Source organism: Pseudomonas sp. FW305-25, assembly GCF_017351415.1.
GTDB lineage: Bacteria > Pseudomonadota > Gammaproteobacteria > Pseudomonadales > Pseudomonadaceae > Aquipseudomonas > Aquipseudomonas chlororaphis.
The window spans coordinates 55277-77518 of sequence record NZ_JACNDE010000017.1; the positions used below are offsets into that span (position 1 = coordinate 55277).

The 22242-nt window shown below is 64.4% G+C and carries 23 protein-coding genes and 2 pseudogenes; 11 read left to right on the top strand and 14 right to left on the bottom strand.

The features are described 5' to 3' along the window. The first annotated feature begins 47 nt into the window (after positions 1-47). Genes J4E58_RS17415 through J4E58_RS17430 form a run of 4 tightly spaced genes read left to right on the top strand, consistent with a single transcriptional unit; the run spans position 48 to position 2648 of the window. A complete protein-coding gene (locus J4E58_RS17415; protein ID WP_007930566.1) occupies positions 48-356 on the top strand; it encodes a PepSY domain-containing protein in 309 nt (102 codons plus the stop codon). Further along, positions 356-670: a PepSY domain-containing protein gene (locus J4E58_RS17420; RefSeq protein ID WP_087091673.1), complete on the top strand. Its 315-nt coding sequence runs from the start codon at positions 356-358 to the stop codon at positions 668-670. The genes J4E58_RS17415 and J4E58_RS17420 overlap by 1 nt, the downstream gene beginning before the upstream one ends. Next, positions 670-1338 (top strand): response regulator transcription factor, encoded by a 669-nt coding sequence (locus tag J4E58_RS17425; RefSeq protein WP_009044669.1) that lies wholly within the window; start codon positions 670-672, stop codon positions 1336-1338. Before J4E58_RS17420 ends, J4E58_RS17425 begins: the two co-directional genes overlap by 1 nt. Further along, a complete protein-coding gene (locus J4E58_RS17430; protein WP_053261911.1) occupies positions 1335-2648 on the top strand; it encodes a sensor histidine kinase in 1314 nt (437 codons plus the stop codon). Before J4E58_RS17425 ends, J4E58_RS17430 begins: the two co-directional genes overlap by 4 nt. A gap of 95 nt (positions 2649-2743) precedes the next feature. Here J4E58_RS17430 and J4E58_RS32295 read toward each other — a convergent pair whose 3' ends face one another. Together J4E58_RS32295 and J4E58_RS32300 are read right to left on the bottom strand one after the other, a co-directional pair. Continuing rightward, positions 2744-3499, bottom strand: coding sequence for a methyl-accepting chemotaxis protein (locus J4E58_RS32295; protein WP_370686833.1), 756 nt, complete (start codon positions 3497-3499; stop codon positions 2744-2746). Positions 3500-3601: 102 nt separating this feature from the next. Then, positions 3602-4891 (bottom strand): annotated as a pseudogene (locus tag J4E58_RS32300) (HAMP domain-containing protein); the annotation flags it as partial. Positions 4892-5319: 428 nt separating this feature from the next. On the opposite strand from J4E58_RS32300, the gene J4E58_RS17440 reads away from it, so the two are divergent. From J4E58_RS17440 to J4E58_RS32310, 3 genes and pseudogenes are all read left to right on the top strand, one after another. Further along, positions 5320-6636: a Na+/H+ antiporter family protein gene (locus J4E58_RS17440; protein ID WP_162096424.1), complete on the top strand. Its 1317-nt coding sequence runs from the start codon at positions 5320-5322 to the stop codon at positions 6634-6636. 306 nt (positions 6637-6942) lie between these two features. Continuing rightward, positions 6943-7674 (top strand): annotated as a pseudogene (locus J4E58_RS32305) (cache domain-containing protein); the annotation flags it as partial. Between the two features lie 102 nt (positions 7675-7776). After that, on the top strand, positions 7777-8532 hold the full coding sequence (locus J4E58_RS32310; protein WP_371917953.1) for a methyl-accepting chemotaxis protein: 756 nt from the start codon (positions 7777-7779) through the stop codon (positions 8530-8532). Positions 8533-8692: 160 nt separating this feature from the next. Here the strand turns inward: J4E58_RS32310 and J4E58_RS17450 are convergent, their stop codons facing one another. The 7 genes from J4E58_RS17450 to yegQ all read right to left on the bottom strand — a co-directional run bounded on the left by J4E58_RS17450 (position 8693) and on the right by yegQ (position 15525). Then, positions 8693-9601 (bottom strand): MurR/RpiR family transcriptional regulator, encoded by a 909-nt coding sequence (locus J4E58_RS17450; protein ID WP_053261908.1) that lies wholly within the window; start codon positions 9599-9601, stop codon positions 8693-8695. A gap of 107 nt (positions 9602-9708) precedes the next feature. Beyond that, on the bottom strand, positions 9709-10473 hold the full coding sequence (locus J4E58_RS17455) for an ABC transporter ATP-binding protein (protein ID WP_007927261.1): 765 nt from the start codon (positions 10471-10473) through the stop codon (positions 9709-9711). Positions 10474-10491: 18 nt separating this feature from the next. Next, the gene (locus J4E58_RS17460; RefSeq protein WP_087091671.1) at positions 10492-11604 is read right to left on the bottom strand and encodes a succinylglutamate desuccinylase/aspartoacylase family protein; all 1113 of its coding nucleotides are present in this window, start codon (positions 11602-11604) and stop codon (positions 10492-10494) included. 9 nt (positions 11605-11613) lie between these two features. After that, complete coding sequence (locus J4E58_RS17465) at positions 11614-12312, bottom strand: ABC transporter permease (protein ID WP_007927258.1); 699 nt, start codon at positions 12310-12312, stop codon at positions 11614-11616. A gap of 12 nt (positions 12313-12324) precedes the next feature. Then, entirely contained in the window at positions 12325-13014 is a 690-nt protein-coding gene (locus J4E58_RS17470; RefSeq protein ID WP_053261906.1) for an ABC transporter permease, read from the bottom strand. Between the two features lie 84 nt (positions 13015-13098). Further along, positions 13099-13875 carry an ABC transporter substrate-binding protein gene (locus J4E58_RS17475; RefSeq protein ID WP_007927242.1) on the bottom strand — a complete coding sequence of 259 codons (777 nt, stop codon included), beginning with the start codon at positions 13873-13875 and terminating at the stop codon, positions 13099-13101. 312 nt (positions 13876-14187) lie between these two features. Next, complete coding sequence (gene yegQ / locus J4E58_RS17480) at positions 14188-15525, bottom strand: tRNA 5-hydroxyuridine modification protein YegQ (protein WP_087091670.1); 1338 nt, start codon at positions 15523-15525, stop codon at positions 14188-14190. A gap of 167 nt (positions 15526-15692) precedes the next feature. Here yegQ and J4E58_RS17485 point away from each other — a divergent pair, with 167 nt between their 5' ends. Beyond that, entirely contained in the window at positions 15693-16760 is a 1068-nt protein-coding gene (locus J4E58_RS17485; protein WP_053261903.1) for an AI-2E family transporter, read from the top strand. Here the strand turns inward: J4E58_RS17485 and J4E58_RS17490 are convergent. The 3 genes from J4E58_RS17490 to J4E58_RS17500 form a co-directional block, all read right to left on the bottom strand. Then, positions 16757-16939 (bottom strand): hypothetical protein, encoded by a 183-nt coding sequence (locus tag J4E58_RS17490; RefSeq protein ID WP_007927236.1) that lies wholly within the window; start codon positions 16937-16939, stop codon positions 16757-16759. The genes J4E58_RS17485 and J4E58_RS17490 overlap by 4 nt on opposite strands. Before the next feature lie 108 nt (positions 16940-17047). Then, a complete protein-coding gene (locus J4E58_RS17495) occupies positions 17048-17242 on the bottom strand; it encodes a hypothetical protein (RefSeq protein ID WP_007927235.1) in 195 nt (64 codons plus the stop codon). Between the two features lie 242 nt (positions 17243-17484). Then, positions 17485-17841: a hypothetical protein gene (locus J4E58_RS17500; RefSeq protein ID WP_007927233.1), complete on the bottom strand. Its 357-nt coding sequence runs from the start codon at positions 17839-17841 to the stop codon at positions 17485-17487. Positions 17842-18093: 252 nt separating this feature from the next. Between J4E58_RS17500 and J4E58_RS17505 the strand changes: the two genes are divergently transcribed. Next, complete coding sequence (locus J4E58_RS17505; RefSeq protein ID WP_087091669.1) at positions 18094-18912, top strand: shikimate 5-dehydrogenase; 819 nt, start codon at positions 18094-18096, stop codon at positions 18910-18912. Positions 18913-19019: 107 nt separating this feature from the next. Continuing rightward, entirely contained in the window at positions 19020-19538 is a 519-nt protein-coding gene (locus tag J4E58_RS17510) for a cupin domain-containing protein (RefSeq protein ID WP_087091668.1), read from the top strand. A gap of 87 nt (positions 19539-19625) precedes the next feature. Here the strand turns inward: J4E58_RS17510 and J4E58_RS17515 are convergent, their stop codons facing one another. Beyond that, positions 19626-20276, bottom strand: coding sequence for a YceH family protein (locus J4E58_RS17515; RefSeq protein WP_087091667.1), 651 nt, complete (start codon positions 20274-20276; stop codon positions 19626-19628). 137 nt (positions 20277-20413) lie between these two features. Between J4E58_RS17515 and J4E58_RS17520 the strand changes: the two genes are divergently transcribed. Then, complete coding sequence (locus tag J4E58_RS17520; protein WP_053261899.1) at positions 20414-20923, top strand: DUF1993 family protein; 510 nt, start codon at positions 20414-20416, stop codon at positions 20921-20923. Positions 20924-21006: 83 nt separating this feature from the next. Here J4E58_RS17520 and sstT read toward each other — a convergent pair whose 3' ends face one another. Beyond that, a complete protein-coding gene (gene sstT, locus J4E58_RS17525) occupies positions 21007-22239 on the bottom strand; it encodes a serine/threonine transporter SstT (RefSeq protein ID WP_087091666.1) in 1233 nt (410 codons plus the stop codon). Positions 22240-22242 lie beyond the last annotated feature (3 nt).

Sequence of the window (22242 nt, forward strand, 5' to 3'; positions counted from 1 at the left end):
ATCGTGAGCCCCGTAGCAACACATAACGAGAAATTCGGAGACACCCCATGAAAACCCTGACTGCCCTGTTCACCGCGACCCTCATCGGCATGACCGCCAGCCTGGCCCATGCCCGCGACCTGGGGCCCGACGAGGCCCTGAGACTGCGCGACGCTGGTACCATTGTGTCCTTTGAAAAACTCAATGCCACGGCATTGGCCAAGCACCCGGGCGCGACCATCACCGAAACCGAGCTGGAAGAGGAGTACGGCAAGTACATCTACCAGATCGAGATGCGCGACCCTCAAGGGGTTGAGTGGGACCTGGAATTGGACGCAGTGAGCGGCCAGGTGCTCAAGGATCATCAGGATACGTAATGAAGGTGAATCTACGCGCCGGCAGCAGGGTGGCCCTGGCGTTTCTGGCTTTTTGCTCGGTGGCGCTGGCCCGCGACCTGGATCAGGACGAAGCCCTGCGCCTGCGCCAGCAAGGGGTGATCCTGCCGCTGGAACAATTGCTGCAGCAGGCCCTGGACCGTTATCCCGGGGCCAAGTTGCTGGAAGCCGAGCTGGAAGAAAAACACGACGTCTACATCTATGAAGTCGAGCTGCTGACCGCCGAGGGCGTGGTCCGCGAGCTGGACCTGGAGGCCACCACCGGCCGCTTACTGAAAGACAAGGAAGATGACTGATGCGCCTGCTCCTGGTGGAAGACCACGTCTCCCTGGCCGACGAACTGCTGGCCGGGCTCAACCGCCAGGGCTACGCCGTGGACTGGCTGGCCGACGGCCGTGACGCGCTGTATCAGGGTGCCAGCGAGCCCTACGACCTGATCGTGCTCGACCTCGGCCTGCCCGGGGTGCCGGGCTTGGAAGTGCTGGCCAAATGGCGCGCCGGCGGCCTGGCGACCCCGGTGCTGATCCTCACCGCCCGCGGGTCCTGGGCCGAGCGCATCGAAGGCCTGAAGGCCGGTGCCGACGACTACCTGACCAAACCCTTCCACCCGGAAGAATTGCACCTGCGCATCCAGGCGCTGCTGCGCCGTTCCCACGGCCAGGCCAACCAGCCGACATTGCAGGCCGCCGGGCTGCACCTCGACGAGGGCCGCCAGTGCGTGGTGCGCGACGGCGTGGATATCCAGCTGACCGCCGCCGAATTCCGCCTGTTGCGCTACTTCATGCTGCACCCGGAACAGATCCTTTCGAAAAGCCATTTGGCCGAACACCTCTACGACGGTGAGACCGAGCGCGATTCCAACGTGCTGGAAGTCCACGTCAACCACCTGCGGCGCAAGCTCGGGCGCAGCGTGATCGAAACCCGCCGCGGCCAGGGCTACCTGTTCGGCGGGAACGCCCAGTGAGGTCGATCCAGCGCCGCCTGAGCCTGGGCCTGATCAGCGTGATGGTGATTGTCGGCCTGGTGCTGGCGCAGACCAGCCTGTGGCTGTTCGAGATGGGCTTGCAACGCTACCTGGAAGCCGGCCTGCGCAACGACAGCGAAAGCCTGCTGGTGGCGCTGGTCCGGGGCCCCCAGGGTTTGCAGCTGGACGAGCGGCGGTTGTCGCCGGCTTATCAGCGGCCGTTTTCCGGGCATTACTTTCGCATCGACTTCGATGACGTGCACTGGCGCTCCCGCTCGCTGTGGGACCAGGACCTGCCTGCACTGGCGCAGACCGGCCTGCACAGCAACCTGCAACTGGGGCCGGAAGGCCAACGCCTGCTGGTGCTGCGCACCGACTACCGGCGCCTCGGGCAGTCGATTTCCATCAGCGTGGCCCAGGACTACACCCCGGTGCGCGAGAGCTTCCTGCGCATGCAACAGGTGGGTCTGGGCCTGGGTCTGGCCGGCCTGCTGCTGATCCTGATCCTGCAGCGGGTCACCGTGCGCCGCGCCTTGCGCCCGCTGGAGCAGGCCCGCGAGCAGATCGCCCAGCTGCAACGCGGCCAGCGTTCGCAACTGGACGAGCAGGTGCCGCTGGAGCTGGAACCGCTGGTGGCGCAGATCAACCATTTACTGGCCCATACCGAAGACAGCCTGAAGCGTTCGCGCAATGCCCTGGGCAACCTCGGGCACGCGCTGAAGACCCCGCTGGCGGTGCTGCTGAGCCTGGCGTCCAACCCCAAGTTGCAGGCGCACCCGGAGCTGCGCCAGTTGCTTGAGGAGCAGCTGGAGCAGGTGCAGCAGCGGCTCAACCGCGAGTTGAACCGCGCGCGCCTGGCCGGCGATGCGTTACCCGGCGCGCTGTTCGATTGCGACGCCGAGCTGCCGGGGCTGCTGGCGACCCTGAGCATGATCCATGGCGAGCACCTGGACCTGAGCTATCAGGCGGCTCCCGGCCTGCAACTGCCCTGGGACCGGGAAGACCTGCTGGAGCTGCTGGGCAATCTGCTGGACAACGCTTGCAAGTGGGCCGATGCCGAAGTGGCGCTGAGCGTGTGGCAAACCGCCGAGGGTTATGGCCTGGCGGTGGACGACGACGGGCCGGGGATTCCCGAGGAGCAGCGCAGCCAGGTGTTCAGCCGTGGCACGCGCCTGGACGAACAGACCGACGGCCACGGCCTGGGCCTGGGCATCGTGCGCGACATAGTCGAAAGCTGGGGCGGGGTGCTGCGCTTGCTGGAAAGCCCGCAGGGCGGCCTGCGGGTGTTGATCGAGTTGCCTGGGCGCTGATATTGCCGGTGCTGAATCCCTGAATCCCTGTAGCCGCTGCCGAGGCACTCCCGAAATGGATTCCCCTCCCAACAGGGGGGAGGGGGCTTGAGGTGTCAGACCCGGAACTGGTCCATCAGGCTCTGCTGCTGGTTGGCCAGGCTGTTCAGCGACTGGCTGACCCGCGCCGATTCGTTGGCCTGCTCCGACAGCGATTCGGTGACGTCGCGGATGGTCGCCACGTTGTTGTTGATCTCCTCGGCCACCGCGCTTTGCTCTTCGGCGGCGCTGGCGATCTGCAGGTTCATGTCACTGATCACCGTCACCGCGTCGCCGATCTGCCGCAGGGCGGTGACCGCCTGGCCGACCTGCTCGACGCTGCCCTGGGCCTGGCGATGGCTGTTGCCCATCGAACCGACCACTTCCTGGGTGCCGCTTTGCAGCTGCTCTATGACCTGGCGGGTGTCCTCCACCGATTCCTGGGTGCGCCGGGCGAGGTTGCGCACTTCGTCGGCGACCACCGCGAAACCGCGCCCGGCCTCGCCGGCGCGAGCGGCCTCGATGGCGGCGTTGAGGGCCAGCAGGTTGGTCTGCTCGGCGATGGCGCGAATCACTTCCAGCACCGAGCCAATCTTTTCACTGTTGGCGGCCAGGCCTTCGACCTGGGTCATGGCGGTGCTCATATCGGCCGCAAGGTGATCGATGCTCGCGGTGGTGCGGTCGATCACGCTCAGGCCCTGGCGCGTGGCCTGGTCGGCATCGCGGGCGGCCTGGGCAGCCTGGGCCGCGCTGCGGGCGACGTCCTGGGCGGTGGCGCTCATCTCGTGGGACGCGGTGGCTACCTGATCGACCTGGCGATACTGCTGCTCCATGCCGGCGCTGGTCTGGGTGGCGATGGCCGAGGACTGGTCGGCGGTGCCGCGGGCGTCCTGCACCGAGCGTTTCACCTCGGCGATGATCGGTTGCAGCTTGTCGAGGAAGCGGTTGAACCAGCCGGCCAGCTGGCCCAGTTCATCTTTTTTGTCGTAGGCCAGGCGCCGGGTCAGGTCGCCTTCGCCGCTGGCGATGTCTTCCAGCATGTGCGCCACGCCGAGGATCGGCCGGGTCACGCTGCGCGCCATCAGCCACACCAGCAGCAGGCCGAGCACCGCGGCCAGCAGGCCCAGACCCAGTTCGACCAGGGTGCCGGCCTTATTGCTCTGGTCCAGCTGGTTTTTCAGGGTTTCGGCCGGGCCCACCAGGACCCGCTCCGGCACTTGCAGCAGCACGCCCCAGGGCTTGCCGTCGGGAATCGGGGTGAAGGGCGCGAGCACTTTCAGGGCGTTGTCGTTGTGCAGGCTCTGGGTCTGGGTGCTGGCCGACAGCAGGCGGATCAGTTCGCCACCGTTGGTTTTGTCCAGTTGGTCCAGGCGCTGGCTGAGCTTGCTGGCGTCGGCGCTGTAGCCGGCGAGCAGGCCGACCGGGCTGATGATGCTGACCGTGGTCTGGCCGTCGTAGAGCGCCTTGCTCGCTTGCTGGCTGACCGATTGCAGGCTGTTGAGGTTGATGTCCACCGACAGCGAGGCGATGACTTTGCCGTTCACCAGCAGCGGGAACACGATGCTGGTCATCAGCACGTTCTGGCCGTCGATCACATAGAAGTAGGGCTCGATCACACAAGGCTTGAGGGTGCTACGCGGGCAGGTGAACCAGGCATTGGCCGGCTGGCCGCTGGGGCCGGTGGTGGTGTCGCTCATGTCGCTTTCCGGCAGCGCCATGGAGGTCAGCTTGCCCGGGGTCGGCTGCGACCAGTAGAGGGCGAAGCGGCCCTTGTCGTTGCTGCCCAGTTCGCTCTGGCCGCTAAAGAGTTCGTCCTTGCCGTCCAGCGCGTTGGCTTCGAACACCAGCGACAGGCCGAGCAGGTCGGGGTTGGCCTGCAACGCCGACTTCACCTGGCGGGTCAGGTCCTCGCGCAGGTCGAAGGCATCGAGGAAGCGCTTTTCGGCCTGCTCGCGCAGGAACAGCACCTGGCGCGAGAAGCCGTGGCCGTATTGATAGGCGTCCATGAATTGCTGGCGGATGCCCAGCGCCTGGACCTCGCCCTGGGCCTCGATGCGGGCCTGGGCGGCTTCGTTGAGCATCTCCATGCTCGAGGCCTTCACCAGTGCGGAGCTGTGCTCCATGCGGTACAGCGAAAGCCCCACCAGCAGGGTCACTACACCGGCCAGGCAGAGGCCGGCGAGCAGGGTGATTTTCCACTGGATGGAAAGTTGTCTGAGCGACATGGAGACGTCCTTATTCGATATTTATTTGAGACTTTGCAGCGTATCGGCCGCAGAACGGCCTTCTTTAAACGCTTGTTCGAATGCCGCTCCCTGTAGCCGCTGCCGCAGGCTGCGATCGAGTGCGCAGCACTCGCAAAGGCACGCAATGCGACTGGCCTGGAAGACTCGATCCTCAGACCCGGCGTCCGCTGCGCGGCCGATCGCAGGCTGCGCCAGCGGCTACAAGTGACGGCGGAGCTGCCGGCGCAGGCGGTAGTCGGTCGGGCAGCGAGTGCCCGCCGGTTTTGACAAGCGTTGCCCGCTGCTGCAAAGTGCGCGCCCTCTAATAAGACCCTCCTTTTTCAATCCGGCGTCGGCAATGCTTGCCCTCTGGCCGGACTCATTCCTTTTGTGGCGTTTTCCCGCCGCAGTGCCATGAGGTAACGATGATTAATGCAGTAATTGCCGCGGTTGGCGTCATGCTGGTCCTCAGCCTGTCCCGTGTGCATGTGGTGATCGCGCTGATCGTAGGCGCGCTGGTGGGAGGGCTGACCGGTGGCCTGGGCATTGAGGCGACCCTCAAGGCCTTCAACAATGGCCTGGGTGGCGGGGCGACGGTGGCCCTGTCCTATGCCTTGCTCGGCGCCTTCGCGGTGGCGATCGCCAAGTCCGGCCTGGCCCACGCCCTGGCGGACAAGATCCTGCTGCTGGTGGACCGTCAGGACGCCAATGGCGGCGGCAACGTCAAATGGCTGCTGATCGGCCTGTTGTGGGTGGTGGCGATCGCCTCGCAGAACATCCTGCCGATCCACATCGCCTTCATCCCGCTGCTGGTGCCGCCGCTGTTGTATGTGCTGAGCAAACTGCAGCTGGACCGACGGCTGATCGCCTGCGTCATCACCTTCGGCCTGATCACCCCGTACATGTTCCTGCCGGTGGGGTTCGGCAACATCTTCCTCAACGAGATCCTGCTGGCCAACGTCGCCCGCAGCGGCGTGGACATCAGCAACATCAATGTCACCCACGCCATGGGCATTCCGGCGCTGGGCATGGTCTTCGGCCTGCTGCTGGCCTTTGTCAGCTACCGCAAGAAGCGCGTGTATGACCTGGAGCTGATCGAGAAAGTCGAGCAGGTGACGGTGCAATACAACCCGCGCACGCTGCTGGTGGCGGGCCTGGCGATTGTCGCGGCCTTTGTCATCCAGCTGTTGCTGGACTCGATGATTATCGGCGCGTTGTCCGGCTTCCTGATCTTCTCGGTGTCGGGCATCGTGCGCTGGCGCGAGACCGACGACCTGTTCACCGAAGGCATGAAGATGATGGCGATGATCGGCTTCATCATGATCGCCGCCGCCGGTTTCGCCGAAGTGATGAAGGCCACCGGCGAGGTGAAAAGCCTGGTGGAGTCCTCGGCCAGCTGGATCGGCCACAGCAAGGGCGTGGGTGCCTTGCTGATGCTGCTGGTGGGGTTGCTGGTGACCATGGGCATCGGCTCGTCGTTCTCCACCGTGCCGATCCTGGCGACCATCTTCGTGCCGCTGTGCGTGCAGCTGGGCTTCAGCCCGCTGGCCATCGTCTGCATCGTCGGCACCGCCGGTGCATTGGGCGACGCCGGCTCGCCGGCCTCGGACTCGACCCTGGGCCCGACCTCCGGCCTGAACATCGACGGCCAGCACCACCACATCTGGGACACCGTGGTCCCGACCTTCCTGCACTACAACCTGCCGCTGCTGGCGTTCGGCTGGGTGGCCGCCATGGTGCTCTGAGCCCGCGGGGGTTCAGTTGCACCGCGTTGTTCCTATCGCGAGCAAGCTTCGCTCCTACAGAAGCATCAGATATCTGTAGGAGCGAAGCTTGCTCGCGAAAGATCTCCAGGACGCTGCGTATCCGCAGATTCCGCTCTTCATCCTGCGGGGCTCAACTTTTGTGGCGGCGTGCCGTTAAGTCTGTATCACGCCAACAACATCAAGAGTGAACCTCCTATGCGCTTAAGTCTGAAGGGCAAAGTCCTGTCCCTCGCGGTCCTCCCGGTCCTGTTGTTTGCGCTGGTGATCAGCCTGACCACGGTCGTCATGCTCAAGGAGCAGGCGCAGAACGAGGTGGACGAGACCCGGCAGCGCCTGCTCGGCGAGGCCAAGACCACGCTGCAAAGCTATGTGGAGGTGGCCTTGAGCACCGTCAAGCCGCTCTACGACGCGGCGGCGCCCGGCGATACTGCGGCCCGCGCCCAAGTGGTGAAGCTGCTGTCGAACATCACCTACGGCAAGGACGGTTACTTCTTCGGCTACGACTCCGAGACGGTGCGCCTGTTCAAGGGCAACAGCCCGGACGGCGTCGGCAAGAGCTTCAAGGACAACCGCGATCCCAACGGCGTGTACGTCAACCGCGAACTGGTCAAGGTCGGCAAGGATGGCACGCATTATGTGCAGTACAGCTCGACCCAGCCGGGCAGCGACGTGCTGGTGCCGAAGCTGGGGTACACCGAATACCTGCCCAAGTGGGACCTGATCGTCGGCTCCTCGGTGAACCTGGACGGCATCGACGCCCAGGTGGCCGAGGTCGAGGCCAGCGTCAACCAGCGCATGCGGGGCATGGTCCTGAGCATCATCGGCATCGCCGTGGTGGTGCTGCTGGTGATCGCCGCCATCGGCCTGCTGGTGGCCAATACCATCCTGCGGCCGCTGAACCTGATGAAGCTCAACCTCGACGATATCGCCGCCGGCGAGGGCGACCTGACCCGCCGCCTGGCCATCACCAGCCAGGACGAGCTGGGCGACCTGGCCAGTTCCTTCAACCGTTTCGTCGACAAGATCCACGGCCTGGTGCGGCAGATCACCGAGATGACCGGCCAACTGACCGGCCTGGTGACCCAGGTGTCCGAACAGGCCCAGCGTTCCGAGCAGGCCATGGAGCGCCAGCGTCACGAGACCGATCAGGTGGCCACGGCGATCAATCAAATGTCCTCGGCGGCCCAGGAAGTGGCGCGCAGTGCCCAGGGCGCGGCCGTGGCGGCGCAGCAGACCGACGAGGAAGGCCAGGCGGCCAAGCGCGTGGTGGATGGCAGCATCCAACAGATTCACGCGCTGGTCAGCGATATCCGCAGCAGCGGCACCTCCCTGGACAGCCTGCAGAAGGACGTGGCGTCGATTGTCAGCGTGCTCGACGTGATCCGCTCCATCGCCGAGCAGACCAACCTGCTGGCCCTCAACGCCGCCATCGAGGCGGCGCGGGCCGGTGAGGCCGGGCGTGGCTTCGCGGTGGTGGCCGACGAGGTCAGGGCGCTGGCCAGCCGCACCCAGCAGAGCACCCAGGAAATCCAGGGCATGATCGACCGCCTGCAACAGGGCACGCGCACTGCCGTGGAGGCCATGCGCCGCTCCAGCGATGCCGGCGACGGCACTTCGCACCAGGCCAACGAGGCGGGGGCTTCGCTGGATGCCATGGCGCAACTGATCGGCACCATCAACTCGATGAACGCGCAGATCGCCAGTGCCGCGGAAGAACAGACCGCGGTGGCTGAAGAGATCAACCGCAGCGTGCACCAGATCGCGGTGGCGGTGGACAGCGTCGCCGACGAAACCCAGCTCGGCGCCCAGACCTCGCGCAGCCTGGCCGACCTCGGCCAGCGCCTGGGCAAGCTGGTGGGGCAGTTCCGTATCTGACGCTGGAGGCTCTCTTGTAGCCGCTGCCGCAGGCTGCGATAACCTTCCGAGGCCCTCAAGAGCACGGCTCCTTCGGAGCCTATCGCAGCCTGCGGCAGCGGCTACAGGGGCTGTCAGGCATTTACATCGAGCCAGCCCCTGTAGCCCGATAAAAACCGCCTCACGGCTTGCGCGGTTTGCCGCTGCCCGGGATATGCAGGTAGGACATCACGCTTTCGGTCAGCTCGGTCGCCAGCTTGACCGCTTCCTTGTTGCGCGCCATCACCCCCGCTACCAGTCCTTCGATCAGGGCCAGCACCGCGATGTTGGAGCTGGTCATCACCGGATGGTCGGCGGGGGCGAACAGCACATGTTCGGCAATGCTGGCCAGCGGCGAGGCAGGCGAGTCGGTGATGGCCAGCACTGAGGCGCCGCGTTCGTTGGCGAAACGGGCGAGTTGCAGGGTATCGAGGGAGTAGCGCGGCAGGGAGATCGCCAGCAATACATCCTGATCGGTGATCGCGGCCAGGCGGTAGGCGGCATTTTCGTTGCCGCCCTCCATGCTGATGGCGGTGGCGTCGGCACAGAAGGGCATCAGGGTCGAGGCGGCGAGGCCGGCGAAGTAGACGCTGTTGCCAAAGCCCAGGATGTAGATCTTGCGCGCCTGGACCAGGCTGGTGACGAAGGCGTCGAAGGTCTGGGCATGATTGTTGGTCGCCGCCATGGCGAGGTTGCTGCTGGCGCTCTGGATCTGCTCGTGCAGGCCGAAGGCGCCACCGGGACGATGGGCCAGTTCGTTGCGCAGCTTGTCGACCGGCGAGACCATTTGCTGCAGCGTCGTCACCAACTCGGCCTTCATGCCGGTGTAGCCGCCGAGATCGAGGGTCTTGGCCAGTCGGTTGACCGCCGCCGGCGAGGTCGAGGTTGCGTGGGCCATCTCCTCGATGGTCAGCGTCGCGGCCTTCAACGGATGGCGCAGGATAAAGTCCGCGACCTTGCGCAGCGACGGCGGCAGGTCGGCAACGATTTGTGCCAGTTTGCGCATCACCGGCGCGGCATAGACCGTGGTGTCTTTCAGTGGGGTCGGCATATCCGGCTCACATGTCCTGAGGATGGGAGGAGGGGCACAAGGTTGGCGGAGTGTATCCGAAGCCGCCCCCTGGCGTGCAGCGCCAGGCCAGGGGGCGCCGCGTCGGGTTATTTCAGGCTGCCGGCGAGGAACTGCCGCAGGCGTTCGGACTGGGGCCTGGCCAGCACTTCGCGCGGCTCGCCGCGTTCTTCGACCAGGCCCTGGTGGAGGAATACCAGCTGGTTCGAAACCTCGCGGGCAAAACCCATTTCGTGGGTCACCACGACCATGGTCCGGCCTTCCTGGGCGAGGTCCTGCATCACCTTGAGCACGTCGCCGACCAGTTCCGGGTCGAGTGCCGAAGTCGGCTCGTCGAACAGCATCACTTCCGGCTCCATGGCCAGCGCCCGGGCAATCGCCACGCGCTGCTGCTCGCCGCCCGACATATGGGCCGGCCAGGCGTCCATGCGGTGCGCTACGCCGACCTTGTCCAGGTAGTGCCCGGCCTTTTCCCGGGCCTCCTGCTTGCTCAGGCCCAGCACATGCACCGGTGCTTCCATGACGTTTTCCAGGGCGCTCATGTGCGACCACAGGTTGAAGTGCTGGAACACCATCGACAGCCGCGAACGCATGCGTTGCAACTGCCTGGGGTCGGCCGCCTTGAGGCTGCCGAGTTTACTGGCGCGCAGTTCGAGGGGTTCGCCATTGAGCACGATGCTGCCTGCGCTGGGCTGCTCCAGCAGGTTGATGCAGCGCAGGAAGGTGCTTTTGCCGGAACCGCTGGAGCCGATGAGGCTGATCACGTCGCCGGCTTTCGCCTGCAGGGACACACCCTTGAGCACCTGGTGCGCGCCGTAGCTTTTGTGCAAGTCCTGAATTTCAAGTTTGTACATGGTTGCGATTCTCTGGAGTCAGTCGCTGAGCAGGCGACCCTGGCGGATGGGGGTATTGCCGGCCACCTTGGCCAGCCACAGACCGGGTTGGGCAAAACGCAGGCGCTCGCGGGCATAAAGGATGCCGTTGGTCTCGGCGCGCACCAGGCTGTGGTGATCGGTCAGCGGGTCGATGACCTCGAACAGCGGGTCGCCGACCTTGACCCGGGCCCCCAGGGGTTGCAGAAAACTCACCACCCCCGGGTGCGGCGCATAGGCGTACTGCGCGCCGGCGAAGGGCGTCGCTTCGCAGATGCACGGTGGCGGTGTCGGCCAGCCGCCGCTGATCAGGCCCTGGTCGGCGAGGTAGCCGAGAATGGCCTGGGCGCTGTCGGCGCAGGGCTCGCGTTCGGTGTCGGCCATGCCGCGCAATTCGATGGTGGTGGCCACGCACGCCAGCGGAATATCGGCCGCCGGAAAGCGCTCGGCCAACTGTAGCCAGGGGATCGCGCAGGCTTCATCGAAAGCGCTGCCGCCCGCGGCCTCGGCCAGCAGGGCGACCCCTGCGTACAGGCGCGCGGCCAGAGAGCGCAGGTGTGGCCAGTTCTGCGGCATGGCGTACAGCAGCATCACCGACTCGAAGTCGCAGTGCAGGTCCAGCACCACATCGGCATCGCAGGCATGCTGCAACAACAGGCGGCGCAGGCCGTCGAGTTCCGAGTCTGGCGCCGGCATGTCTGCCAGGGCATCGAGCAGGGCGCGGCGGATCAGCGCGATGTTGGCGCTGGCGTCGTCGCCCAGCCGGCCTTCCAGCAACGGCGTCACGGCCTCGGTCAGCTCCGGGAAATCGCGATTGAAGTTCTTGCCGCTGCCGAACTCGAAGCGGCCTTGGTGGGTGGCCTGGAACATCTGGGCGATGCCGATCGGGTTGGCCATCGGCACCAGCTCGATCACCCCCGTCAGGCGGCCTTGTTCTTCCAGTTCGAGCAGGCGCCGCTTGAGTTCGACGGCCACCCGCATGCCCGGCAGCTCGTCGGCGTGCAGGGACGCCTGGATGTAGGCCTTGCGCGGCCCGCTGCCGAAACGAAACAGCGTCAGCTGGCGTTCGGTACCCGAAGCGCTCCAGGGCAAGCGGTATTGAATGTGTTCCATGACAGCTCCTCAGTGCTTGCGCGGTGCCAGGTACGCCAGCCAGCGGCGCTCGGCGAGCTTGAACAGGCGGACCAGGATGAAAGTCAGGACCAGGTAGATGAGCCCGGCGGTGATGAACGCCTCGAACGGCAGGTAGAAGCGCGAACTGACGGTGCGCGCGGCGCCGGTGATGTCGACGAGGGTGACGATGGAGGCCAGGCTGGTGGTTTGCAGCATCATCAGCACTTCGTTGCTGTACTGCGGCAGCGCCCGGCGCAAGGCCGAGGGCAGGAGAATGCGCCGGTACAGGGTCAGGCGCGACATGCCCATGGCCCTGGCGGCCTCGATCTCGCCGTGGGCCGTGGCCTTCAGGCTGCCGGCCAGCAGTTCGGCGCTATAGGCGCCGGTGTTGAGCGCGAAGGCCAGGCAGGCACAGAAGGTGGCGCTGGAGAGGTAAGGCCAGAGCAGGCTCTGGCGTACCGCTTCGAACTGGGCCAGGCCGTAGTAGATCAGGAACAGCTGCACCAGCATCGGCGTGCCGCGGATCACGTAGGTGTAGAGCCACGCCGGGAAGTTGATCAGCGGCGAGCGGGACACCCGCATCAGCGCCAACGGAACCGCCAGCAGCAGGCCGCAGGCCAGGGAAATCAGCAGCACTTTGAGGGTCACCAGTACGCCACCGAAATACAGCGGCAGGTTCTCCCAGATCAGGTGGTAGTCGAGAATCATGGGGGCTCCCAATCACAGTTCGGCGGCTTTGAGGCCGACCGAGTAGTGTTTTTCCAGATAACGCAACACCAGCAACGACAGGCTGGTCAGCAGCAGGTAAAGCGCCGCCACGGCGAGAAAGAAGGTGAAGGGTTCATGGGTGGCGTCCGCCGCGTTCTTGGCTTTGAACATCATGTCCTGCAGGCCGATCACCGAAATCAGCGCGGTGGACTTGGTCAGTACCAGCCAGTTGTTGGTGAAGCCGGGAATGGCGAAGCGAATCATCTGCGGCACCAGAATCCGCCAGAATACTTGGGCGCCACTCATGCCATAAGCCGCGCCGGCCTCGGCCTGGCCCTTGGGGATCGCCATGAAGGCGCCGCGAAAGGTCTCCGAGAGATAGGCGCCAAAAATGAAGCCCATGGTGCAGACGCCGGCGATAAACGGGTTGATGTCGAAATAGCGGGTGTAACCGAGCGCCAGGGCAAGGCGGTTCACCAGATCCTGGCCGCCGTAGAAGATCAGCAGGATCAACACCAGGTCGGGAATCCCGCGAATCAGGGTCGTATACCCTTCGCCCAGCATCGCCAGCCATTTCAGCGGCGACAGGCGAAAGGCCGCGCCGACCAGGCCCAGGGCAATGGCCAGGGTCATGGAGGTCAGCGCCAGGTTGATGGTCAGCCAGGCGCCATCGAGAATGCTCGATCCGTAGCCGTGGAGCATGATGAAGTTCCTCAAGCGAGCGCCGCGAGGCGCAAGGCGGGCGCGGCACCGGCAACGGGCCGGCGCCAGGGCCCTGGGTCAGGCTTATTCGCCGTAGATATCGAACGCGAAGTAACGGGCCATTACCTGCTGGTACTTGCCGTTGGCGCGGATGGCGTCGATGGCCGCATTGAGGCGCGCGGCATTGGCGCTATCGCCCTTGCGCACGGCGATCCCGGCGCCCCTGCCGAAATAGTTCGGGTCGCTGATGTCCGGCCCGACCAGGGCGAAACCCTTGCCTGCCGCGGTCTTGATAAAGCTCTCGTCGGTGTTGACGATGTCAGCGAGGGTGGCGTCCAGACGGCCCGAGGCGAGGTCGAGGAAGGCTTCGTTCTGCGAGGCGTAGCGCACCACCTCGATCCCGGCGTTGGCCAGTTGCTCGGTGGCGAAACGGTCGTAGGTCGAGGAGCGTTGCACGCCGACTTTCTTGCCCTTGAGGTCCTGCACCGGGTCGTTGATCACATTGCCGGCCTTCATCGCGAACTTGCCCGGCGTGTGGTAGTACTTTTTGCTGAAGTCGACCGACTTCATCCGGTCCTCGGTGATCGACATCGACGACAGCACGGCATCGATCTTGCGCACCTTGAGCGACGGGATCATGCCGTCGAATTCCTGGATGACCCACTCGCATTTCACCTTCATCTCTGCGCATAAGGCGTTGCCGATGTCGTAGTCGAAACCACTGACGTTGCCCTCTGGCGTCTTGAAGGAAAAGGGCGGGTAGGCGGCTTCGATGCCGATACGCAGGCGGTCTTCGTCGGCGTGGGCCAGGAAGCTTGCGGCGCACAGCGCCAGAGCACCTAGAAGTTCTGTCTTGTTCATATTGTTGACTCCTTGGAGGGGCGTTGGGGTGGTACGGGTACAAGCCGTCCGTTCTGGCGTGCTTCGGTCCTGGTGATTTTGGTGTGGCTATAAATGACATGTATTATTTCAGAAATCAATATTGTGAAAATAATAATGTCAGAATGGCCCGTACGGATATCTGGCCGCACCGGTCGGCGCAGCCTGTCGGGATGGATTTGGGGGAGGGGGGCGTACGTGATGCAGGGGCAGGGTTATTGCGGTGTAGAAGCGAGCGGGCGGCGATCCGGCTTGCCCGCGATGGCGTCATCAGCGACGCCACCTCAATCAGGATTACACCGCGCTGTTCGCCGTCACGTCGCGCATCAACAAGGCAAAGCGCAGATCCACGGCGTCCGGGATCGGCAGGTACACCGTATGCCCGTCCCCCGGCGCGACCTCGATCGGCTCGCCGCGCACGTTGTGCAACTGGTGCAGGTCGAAGTGGAAGTTGCCCTTGGGCGTCATCAGTTCCATATGGTCGCCCAGGGCAAAGCGGTTCTTCACCTTCACTTCCGCCAGCCGGTCGCGGCGTTCGCCGGTGAGTTCGCCGACGAACTGCTGGCGTTCCGACACCGAGCTGCCGTTCTGGTAGTTCTGGTACTCGTCGTGCACGTGGCGGCGCAGGAAACCTTCGGTGTAGCCACGCTGGGCCAGGGACTCCAGGTCGTTCATCAGGCTGCGGTCGAACTCGCGGCCGGCCACTGCGTCGTCGATGGCCCGGCGATAGACCTGGGTGGTGCGGGCGCAATAGAAGTGCGACTTGGTGCGGCCCTCGATCTTCAATGAGTGCACGCCCATGCGCGTCAGGCGCTCGACATGCTGCACCGCGCGCAGATCCTTGGCGTTCATGATGTAGGTGCCGTGCTCGTCCTCGAAGGCTGGCATCGCTTCGTCCGGGCGATTGGCCTCGCGCAGCAGGAACACCTGGTCGGTCGGCGCGCCCAGGCCCAGGGTCGGCTCGGGCTGGAACGGCTGGACGATCTCGCCGAGGGTATTCTGCGTAGCCTCCTGGGCCTGGTATTTCCAGCGGCAGGCATTGGTGCAGGTGCCCTGGTTGGCATCGCGCTTGTTCATGTACCCCGACAGCAGGCAGCGCCCGGAATAGGCCATGCACAGCGCGCCGTGGACGAATACCTCGAGCTCCATGGCCGGCACTTGCTGGCGGATTTCCTCGATCTCTTCCAGGGACAGCTCGCGGGACAGGATGATCCGGCTCAGGCCCTGTTGCTGCCAGAACTCGACGCTGGCCCAGTTCACCGTATTGGCCTGCACCGACAGGTGGATCGGCATCTGCGGGAAGTGCCGGCGCACCAGCATGATCAGCCCCGGGTCGGACATGATCAGCGCGTCCGGGGCCATGGCGATCACCGGCTCCAGGTCCTTGAGGAAGGTCTTGAGCTTGGCGTTGTGCGGGGCGATGTTGACCACCACGTAGAAGCGCTTGCCCTGGCCCTGGGCCTCGCGAATGCCGAGGGCCAGGTTGGCGTGGTCGAATTCGTTGTTGCGCACCCGCAGGCTGTAGCGCGGCTGGCCGGCGTACACCGCGTCGGCGCCATAGGCGAAGGCGTAGCGCATGTTTTTCAGGGTGCCGGCGGGGGCGAGCAGTTCGGGACGGGTCAGGGGCGTCATGGCGATTGTCGATGGCAAAAGGTCGCGAGGGTAAGGCCAGGGCCGGTTGGCGGCATTGATCTGGATCTATGCTCGACGAATAAAACAGGGCACTTGGCCGAACGCCGGCGGACTAACGCTTTAGGAGCGCTTTGCGGCGTCCTGGACCTTATTGACGGGGAGCGGACATGAACCAGCACCTCATGCAACACAAAAGCCTGTTGCTTCTGCTGACCCTGGTGACCGTCGCCTTTATCTGGCTTCTGCTGCCCTTTTACGGCCCGGTGTTCTGGGCGGTGATTCTCGGCATCCTGTTCGACCCGCTGCAACGGCGCCTGCAACTCAAGTTCGGTTGGCCACGCAACCTGACCGCCCTGTGCACCCTGAGCATCTGCCTGGTCATCGCCATTCTGCCGGTGGCGATCATCAGCACCTTGCTGGTGCAGGAGGGCGCCAACCTCTACCAGAGCATCGAAAGCGGCAAGCTGGACATCGCCGGTCACCTGGACCAGTTCAAGCACAGCCTGCCGCCGTACTTCCAGCAACTGCTGGACCGTTTCGGCCTGGGTGAGCTGGAGAGCGTGCGCGAGAAAATCGTCAAGAATGCGCTGCAAGGCAGCCAGTTCTTCGCCACCCAGGCGTTCAGCGTCGGCCAGGGCACCTTCAAGTTCGTGGTGAGCTTTTTCGTGATGCTGTACCTGTTGTTCTTCTTTTTGCGCGATGGCCCCGAACTGGTACGCAAGGTGCGCATCGCGGTGCCGTTGGCCGAGCACCAGAAACGCCGGCTGCAGCTCAAGTTCAATCGGGTGGTGCGGGCCACGGTGAAGGGTAACGTGCTAGTGGCGATCAGCCAGGGGCTGCTGGGCGGGTTGATCTTCTGGTTTCTGGAGATTCCCAGCCCGCTGCTGTGGGCGGTGCTGATGGCCCTGCTGTCGTTGTTGCCGGCGGTGGGCGCGGCGATTGTCTGGGGCCCGGTGGCCCTGTACTTCCTGTTCAGCGGGGCGATCTGGCAAGGGGTGCTGCTGGGCTTGTACGGGGTGTTCGTGATCGGCCTGGTGGATAACGTGCTGCGCCCGATCCTGGTGGGCAAGGACACCAGGATGCCGGATTACCTGATTCTGATTTCAACCCTGGGGGGCCTGGCGATCTTCGGCCTGAACGGCTTTGTCATCGGGCCATTGATCGCCGCGCTGTTCATCTCCAGCTGGGGCCTGTTCGTCGATACCCGGCCGCGGCCACAGCTGCCGTTGCCTTAGGCATGCAGGACGCGCTGCTCGATCTTTTGCGACAGGGCCTGGGCGGCGGTCAGCGAAGTGAGCGGGCCGCTGACCGGCTCGCCGTCGCGCACCAGGTACCAACACGCCAGCAACCCCAGTTCCCTGAGCGAGGTGGGAACGGCGCTACCGATAACGGACATGATCTGAACCTTGGGCATAAGTACCTCCATCAATCTGTGGAGTTACCTTACGGACCGGCAGGTGCTACGAAAAATCACCGCGCTCGATAGTGGACATCGATACCGGCGAAAAAAGCGCCAGCCCGATCAGTCGACGACCTGATCGAGCATGTAGACCACTTCCGGGTCGTGCAGCAGGCCCTTGCGCACCAGGTGCTCGGCCAGCAAGGCCAGGAACTTGGCGCTGCGGTGGCCTTCCAGGTGCTTGAGTTCGGTCAGGGCGCTGTACACCTTGCTCGCGGTACCCAGGGTGGGGGAGTGATGGGGGTTCTGTGTCGGCATGGGAGTCGTCCTTGTTGTTATGGGGCTGTTTTGTGGACAGATCCGATCTTGCGGACCTGGCATGACATAAATATGACAGTCGTGGGCTCGCCTACACGGGCTGCCGTTGGGCAACACTATTGCCGGATTGAATCGCAAAAACTGTTCCAGCAACGACCTTTGCAAGATTTATTCAGACGTTTGGCAAAACGCAACAGGCCCCGCTGGCGAAGGCGGGGCCTGTGGGTGTGTGGTCGCCTGGCTTACCAGCGGCCGGGGCCATAGTAGTAATGGCGGGGCGGGCCGTAGTAGCCACGAGGTGGGCCGTAGTACACCGGGGCCGGGCGGTAATAGACCGGCGGGCCTTCCACGTACACCGGCTGTGGCTGGTAGTAGACCGGTGGCGGCGCGGCATAGACCGGCTGCGGCTGGACGTAGACTGGCTGTTGCACGTAGACCGGGCGGCTGTGGCTGGCGATTACCGAACCCACTACCGCGGCGCCGACCACCGCACCGACTACCGCCGGGCCACCCCAACCACCGCCACCGTGGGCGGACGCTTGACCGGCGACAGCAAGTGCACCAATGAGCAAGGCTATCTTGGGGATTTTACGCATCATGGCTATTCCTCGGTTCCGACCCCAGCGCTCGGTCTGCAATAGACGCGAGGACTGTCGCGGGGATACTTCTAAGACCGCTTTTTTCTGAAAAACTGCACAGCCGCCGGGTAAATTTTGTGTAAGGTCTGTACCGGTTTATTGACCCTCGTCCGTGGGCGGCAGGCCCGTCTTTCAGGCACGTCGATATGATCGGGCAGAACCCGATGACTGGCTAATCCCGTCTATCCGAAAGTGCGTTCCAAGGAGATCAACATGCAGATGAACCCCAACAAAGACACCCAATTGTGTATGTCGCTGTCAGGGCGTCCGGGGAATTTCGGCTTGCGCTTTCACAATCACTTGTATGAACAGCTGGGCTTGAACTTCTACTACAAGGCCTTCAGCAGCCAGGACCTGCCAGGCGCCGTCGGCGGGATCCGCGCCCTGGGCATTCGTGGCTGTGGCGTGTCCATGCCGTTCAAGGAAGCCTGCATTGCCCTGGTGGACGAACTGGACGCCTCGGCCAGCGCCATCCAGTCGATCAACACCATCGTCAACACCAATGGCCACCTCAAGGCCTACAATACCGACTACATCGCCGTCGCCCAGTTGCTCGAACACCACCGGATTCCCAAGGACACCCGCTTTGCCCTGCGCGGCAGCGGCGGCATGGCCAAGGCGGTGGCCAGTGCCTTGCGCGATGGTGGCTACCGCGATGGCGTGATAGTTGCCCGCAATACCCAAGCCGGGCAGGCCCTCGCCGACTCGCTGGGGTATGCCTGGCAGGCGGAGCTGGGCGAATTGCGCCCGCAGATGCTGATCAACGTCACCCCGATCGGCATGAGCGGCGGTCCCGAGGCCGACCAGATGGCGTTCCCGGTCGAGGCGATCGAGGCCGCGCGCACGGTGTTCGACGTGGTGGCGGTTCCGGCGGAAACCCCGCTGATCCTGCGCGCCCGGGCCGAAGGCAAGCAAGTGATCACCGGCCTGGAAGTGATCGCCATCCAGGCCCTGGAGCAGTTCGTGCTGTACACCGGCGTGCGCCCCAGCACCGAGCAGTTCCAGCAGGCGGTGGCTTTCGCACGGGCCTGATCGACGGCGGGAGCGGGGCAGGTCCGTGGGGCGCAAAGCCCTGCCTATACTGGTCGCCAGCAAGCTCAGACTTGCCCCTGTTCCCTGCCACCGTGATCGAGGTCTGTATGCCACCTGCCATTCTCAATCTGGATCAGGCGGACCTTCAGCCGCTGCCTGAAGCCCTGAGCCCCACCGGCGAGACCGCCGGCCGTTATGTCCAGCGCATCGCCCGCATCGGCCAGCAACTGGGCGCCCGGAAGCTCGGCTACCGGCTGATTGCCCTGGGCCCGGGGATGCGTGCCAGCCCCTTCCATAACCATCGCGTCAACGAAGAGATGTTCTACATAGTCGCCGGCGAGGGCGAGATCCGCCTCGGCGCCGAGCGTTTTGCCATCCGCGCCGGCGATGTGATCGCCTGCCCGCCGGGCGATATGGACAGCGCGCACCAGATCATCAACACCAGCCAGGGCGAATTGCGCTACCTGGCGGTCAGTACCCAGGAAGCGCCGGACATCTGCGAATACCCGGACTCCGGCAAATATGTGGTGATGAAGGACTTCAAGATCGACGATGAGGGCAACGCCTCGGGATTCGTCGCGGTGGCGCGGCATGCGGACGGGGTGGATTACTGGGACGGGGAGTAGCGGGAAGTCTTCTGAGGCTTTACCCCGACTGCGTCGGCGATCGCAGCCTGCGGCAGCGGCTATAAGGCGCTGCCGCAGGAGCGGGGATCAGCCTTCGAGTTTCGCCAGGCGTTCTTCGAGGGCGGCGATGCGCGCTTCCAGCTCTTCGATGCGCTCCGCCGATACGCCGTTGGCCGAGCCGCGCTCCACCGGGTTCTGCCGGGCGGCGAGGATCGCTTCGATATCCGCTGGGTCGCCCAGGGCATGCATGTAGCGATCTTCGCGCTGCCCGGCCTGGCGCGGAATCAGCAGCGCCAGGCCACGGGCGATCAGGCGTTCCAGTTGGTGCACCACCTGTTCGCTGTCTTCGAAGTCGTGCATGCGGCTGCTGCGGGTCAGCAGTTCGTTGACGGTCTGCGGACCGCGTAAAAACAGCAGTCCGGCCAGGGCCACCTGTGCCGGTACCAGCTCCAGCGCCTTGTCCAGGCGATGCTCCCAGCGGTCGGCGCGGCTGCCCATCACCAGGCGGGCGAAGCCGCGGTTTTCCAGGGCGCGCAGGCTCTGGCCGACCTGGCCCTGGGTGAGGTTCATCACCGGTTCGCGGCTGGTTTTCTGGTTGCAGGCGATGACCAGGGCATTGAGGGTCAGCGGATAGGTTTCCGGGCTGGTGGCCTGCTTCTCGATCAGCGATCCGAGAATGCGCAGTTCGGTGCTGCTCAGTTGCAATTGCTCGCTGGAGGTTTCTTGCTCGATGCTCATCGCGCGTTCCCTATGCTGTCGAAGGCGACTAGCCTAATCCTTGCTGGATAAAAGACAAGCCGCCGGCGGCACCCAAGCAGGTCTATAATCGCGCCACCTTTGTTTGTGCTTTTTTCTGTCAGCCTGTCGAGATCACCATGACTATTTCCCTGTACGCCGCCTCCGTTCCTGTCTTCAAGCAAATGCTCAACGCCCTGAGCGATGTCCTGAACAAGGCCGAAGCCCACGCCACCGCCAAGAACATCGACCCGAATGCCTTCCTCCAGGCGCGCCTGTACCCGGACATGTTCCCGCTGATCCGCCAGGTGCAGATCGCCGTCGATTTCGCCAAGGGCGTTTCCGCTCGCCTGGCTGAAGTCGAACTGCCGAAGTACGACGACAGCGAAACCACCTTTGCCGAGCTGCAGGCGCTGCTGGCCAAGGTCCTGGCCTTTATCGACGGCATCCAGCCAGCGCAGATCGATGGCAAGGAAGGCATCGAGATCGTCACCCGTCCGGGCACCCCGAAAGAGAAGCGCTTCAGTGGCCAGTCCTACCTGCTGACCTACGGCCTGCCGCAGTTCTTCTTCCATGTCACCACCACCTACGCGATCCTGCGCCACAACGGCGTGGAAATCGGCAAGCGCGACTACATGGGCGCTTTCTGATGTAGTTGGGGGCCAAGCCCATAAAAAAGCCCGGCAAGGTGCGAGCCTTGCCGGGCTTTTTAGTGCGCGCTATTCGTGCAGGATCAGGCGGTCTGGCGGACTTTCTCTTCCTGGGCCATGCACGCGGCGGCGGTGAAGAGCACGTCGGTGGAGGAGTTCAGCGCGGTTTCCGCCGAGTCCTGCAGTACGCCGATGATGAAGCCGACGGCGACCACCTGCATGGCGATTTCGCTGGGGATGCCGAACAGGCTGCAGGCCAGCGGAATCAACAGCAGCGAACCGCCGGCCACGCCGGAAGCGCCACAGGCACAGATGGCGGCGACTACGCTGAGCAGCACGGCGGTGGGCAGGTCGACGGCGATACCCAGGGTATGCACGGCCGCCAGGGTCAGCACAGTGATGGTGATGGCGGCACCGGCCATGTTGATGGTGGCGCCCAGCGGGATCGACACCGAATAGGTGTCTTCATGCAGGCCCAGGCGCTTGCTCAGCTCCAGGTTGACCGGAATGTTGGCCGCCGAACTGCGGGTGAAGAAGGCGGTGATGCCGCTTTCGCGCAGGCACATGAGCACCAGCGGGAACGGGTTGCGGCGGATCTTCCAGAACACGATCAGCGGGTTCATCACCAGCGCGACGAACAGCATGCAGCCAATCAGTACCGCCAGCAGGTGCATATAACCGAGCAGGGCGCCGAAGCCGGAGGTGGCCAGGGTCGAAGCCACCAGGCCGAAGATGCCCAGGGGGGCGAAGCGGATCACCACTCGGACGATCAGGGTCACGCCGTTGGACAGGTCGTCCAGCACGGTGCGGGTGGTGACGCCGGCATGGCGGATGGCCACGCCCATGCCGATGGCCCAGGCCAGGATGCCGATGAAGTTGGCGTTCATCAGCGCGCTGACCGGGTTGTCCACCATGCTCAGCAGCAGGCTTTGCAGGACTTCGCTGATGCCGCCGGGGGCGGAGATGGCGACATCATGGGTGCTCAGCACCAGGGAGGAGGGGAACAGGCTGCTGGCGATCACCGCCACCACCGCCGCGGCGAAAGTGCCCAGCAGGTAGAGCCAGAGGATCGGGCGGATATGGGTTTCCTGGCCGTGCTTGTGGTTGGCGATGGAGGCCATCACCAGCACGAATACCAGGATCGGCGCGACGGCTTTCAGCGCCGAGACAAAGACCTTGCCGATAAAGGCGGTGGATTTCGCCAGTTCGGGGGTCAGCAGCGCCAGGGCGATACCGGCGATCAGGCCAATGACGATCTGCGTGACCAGGCTGGTGCGTTTGAGTTTTTCCAGGAGCGACGGGGGCGAAGCAGTCATAGC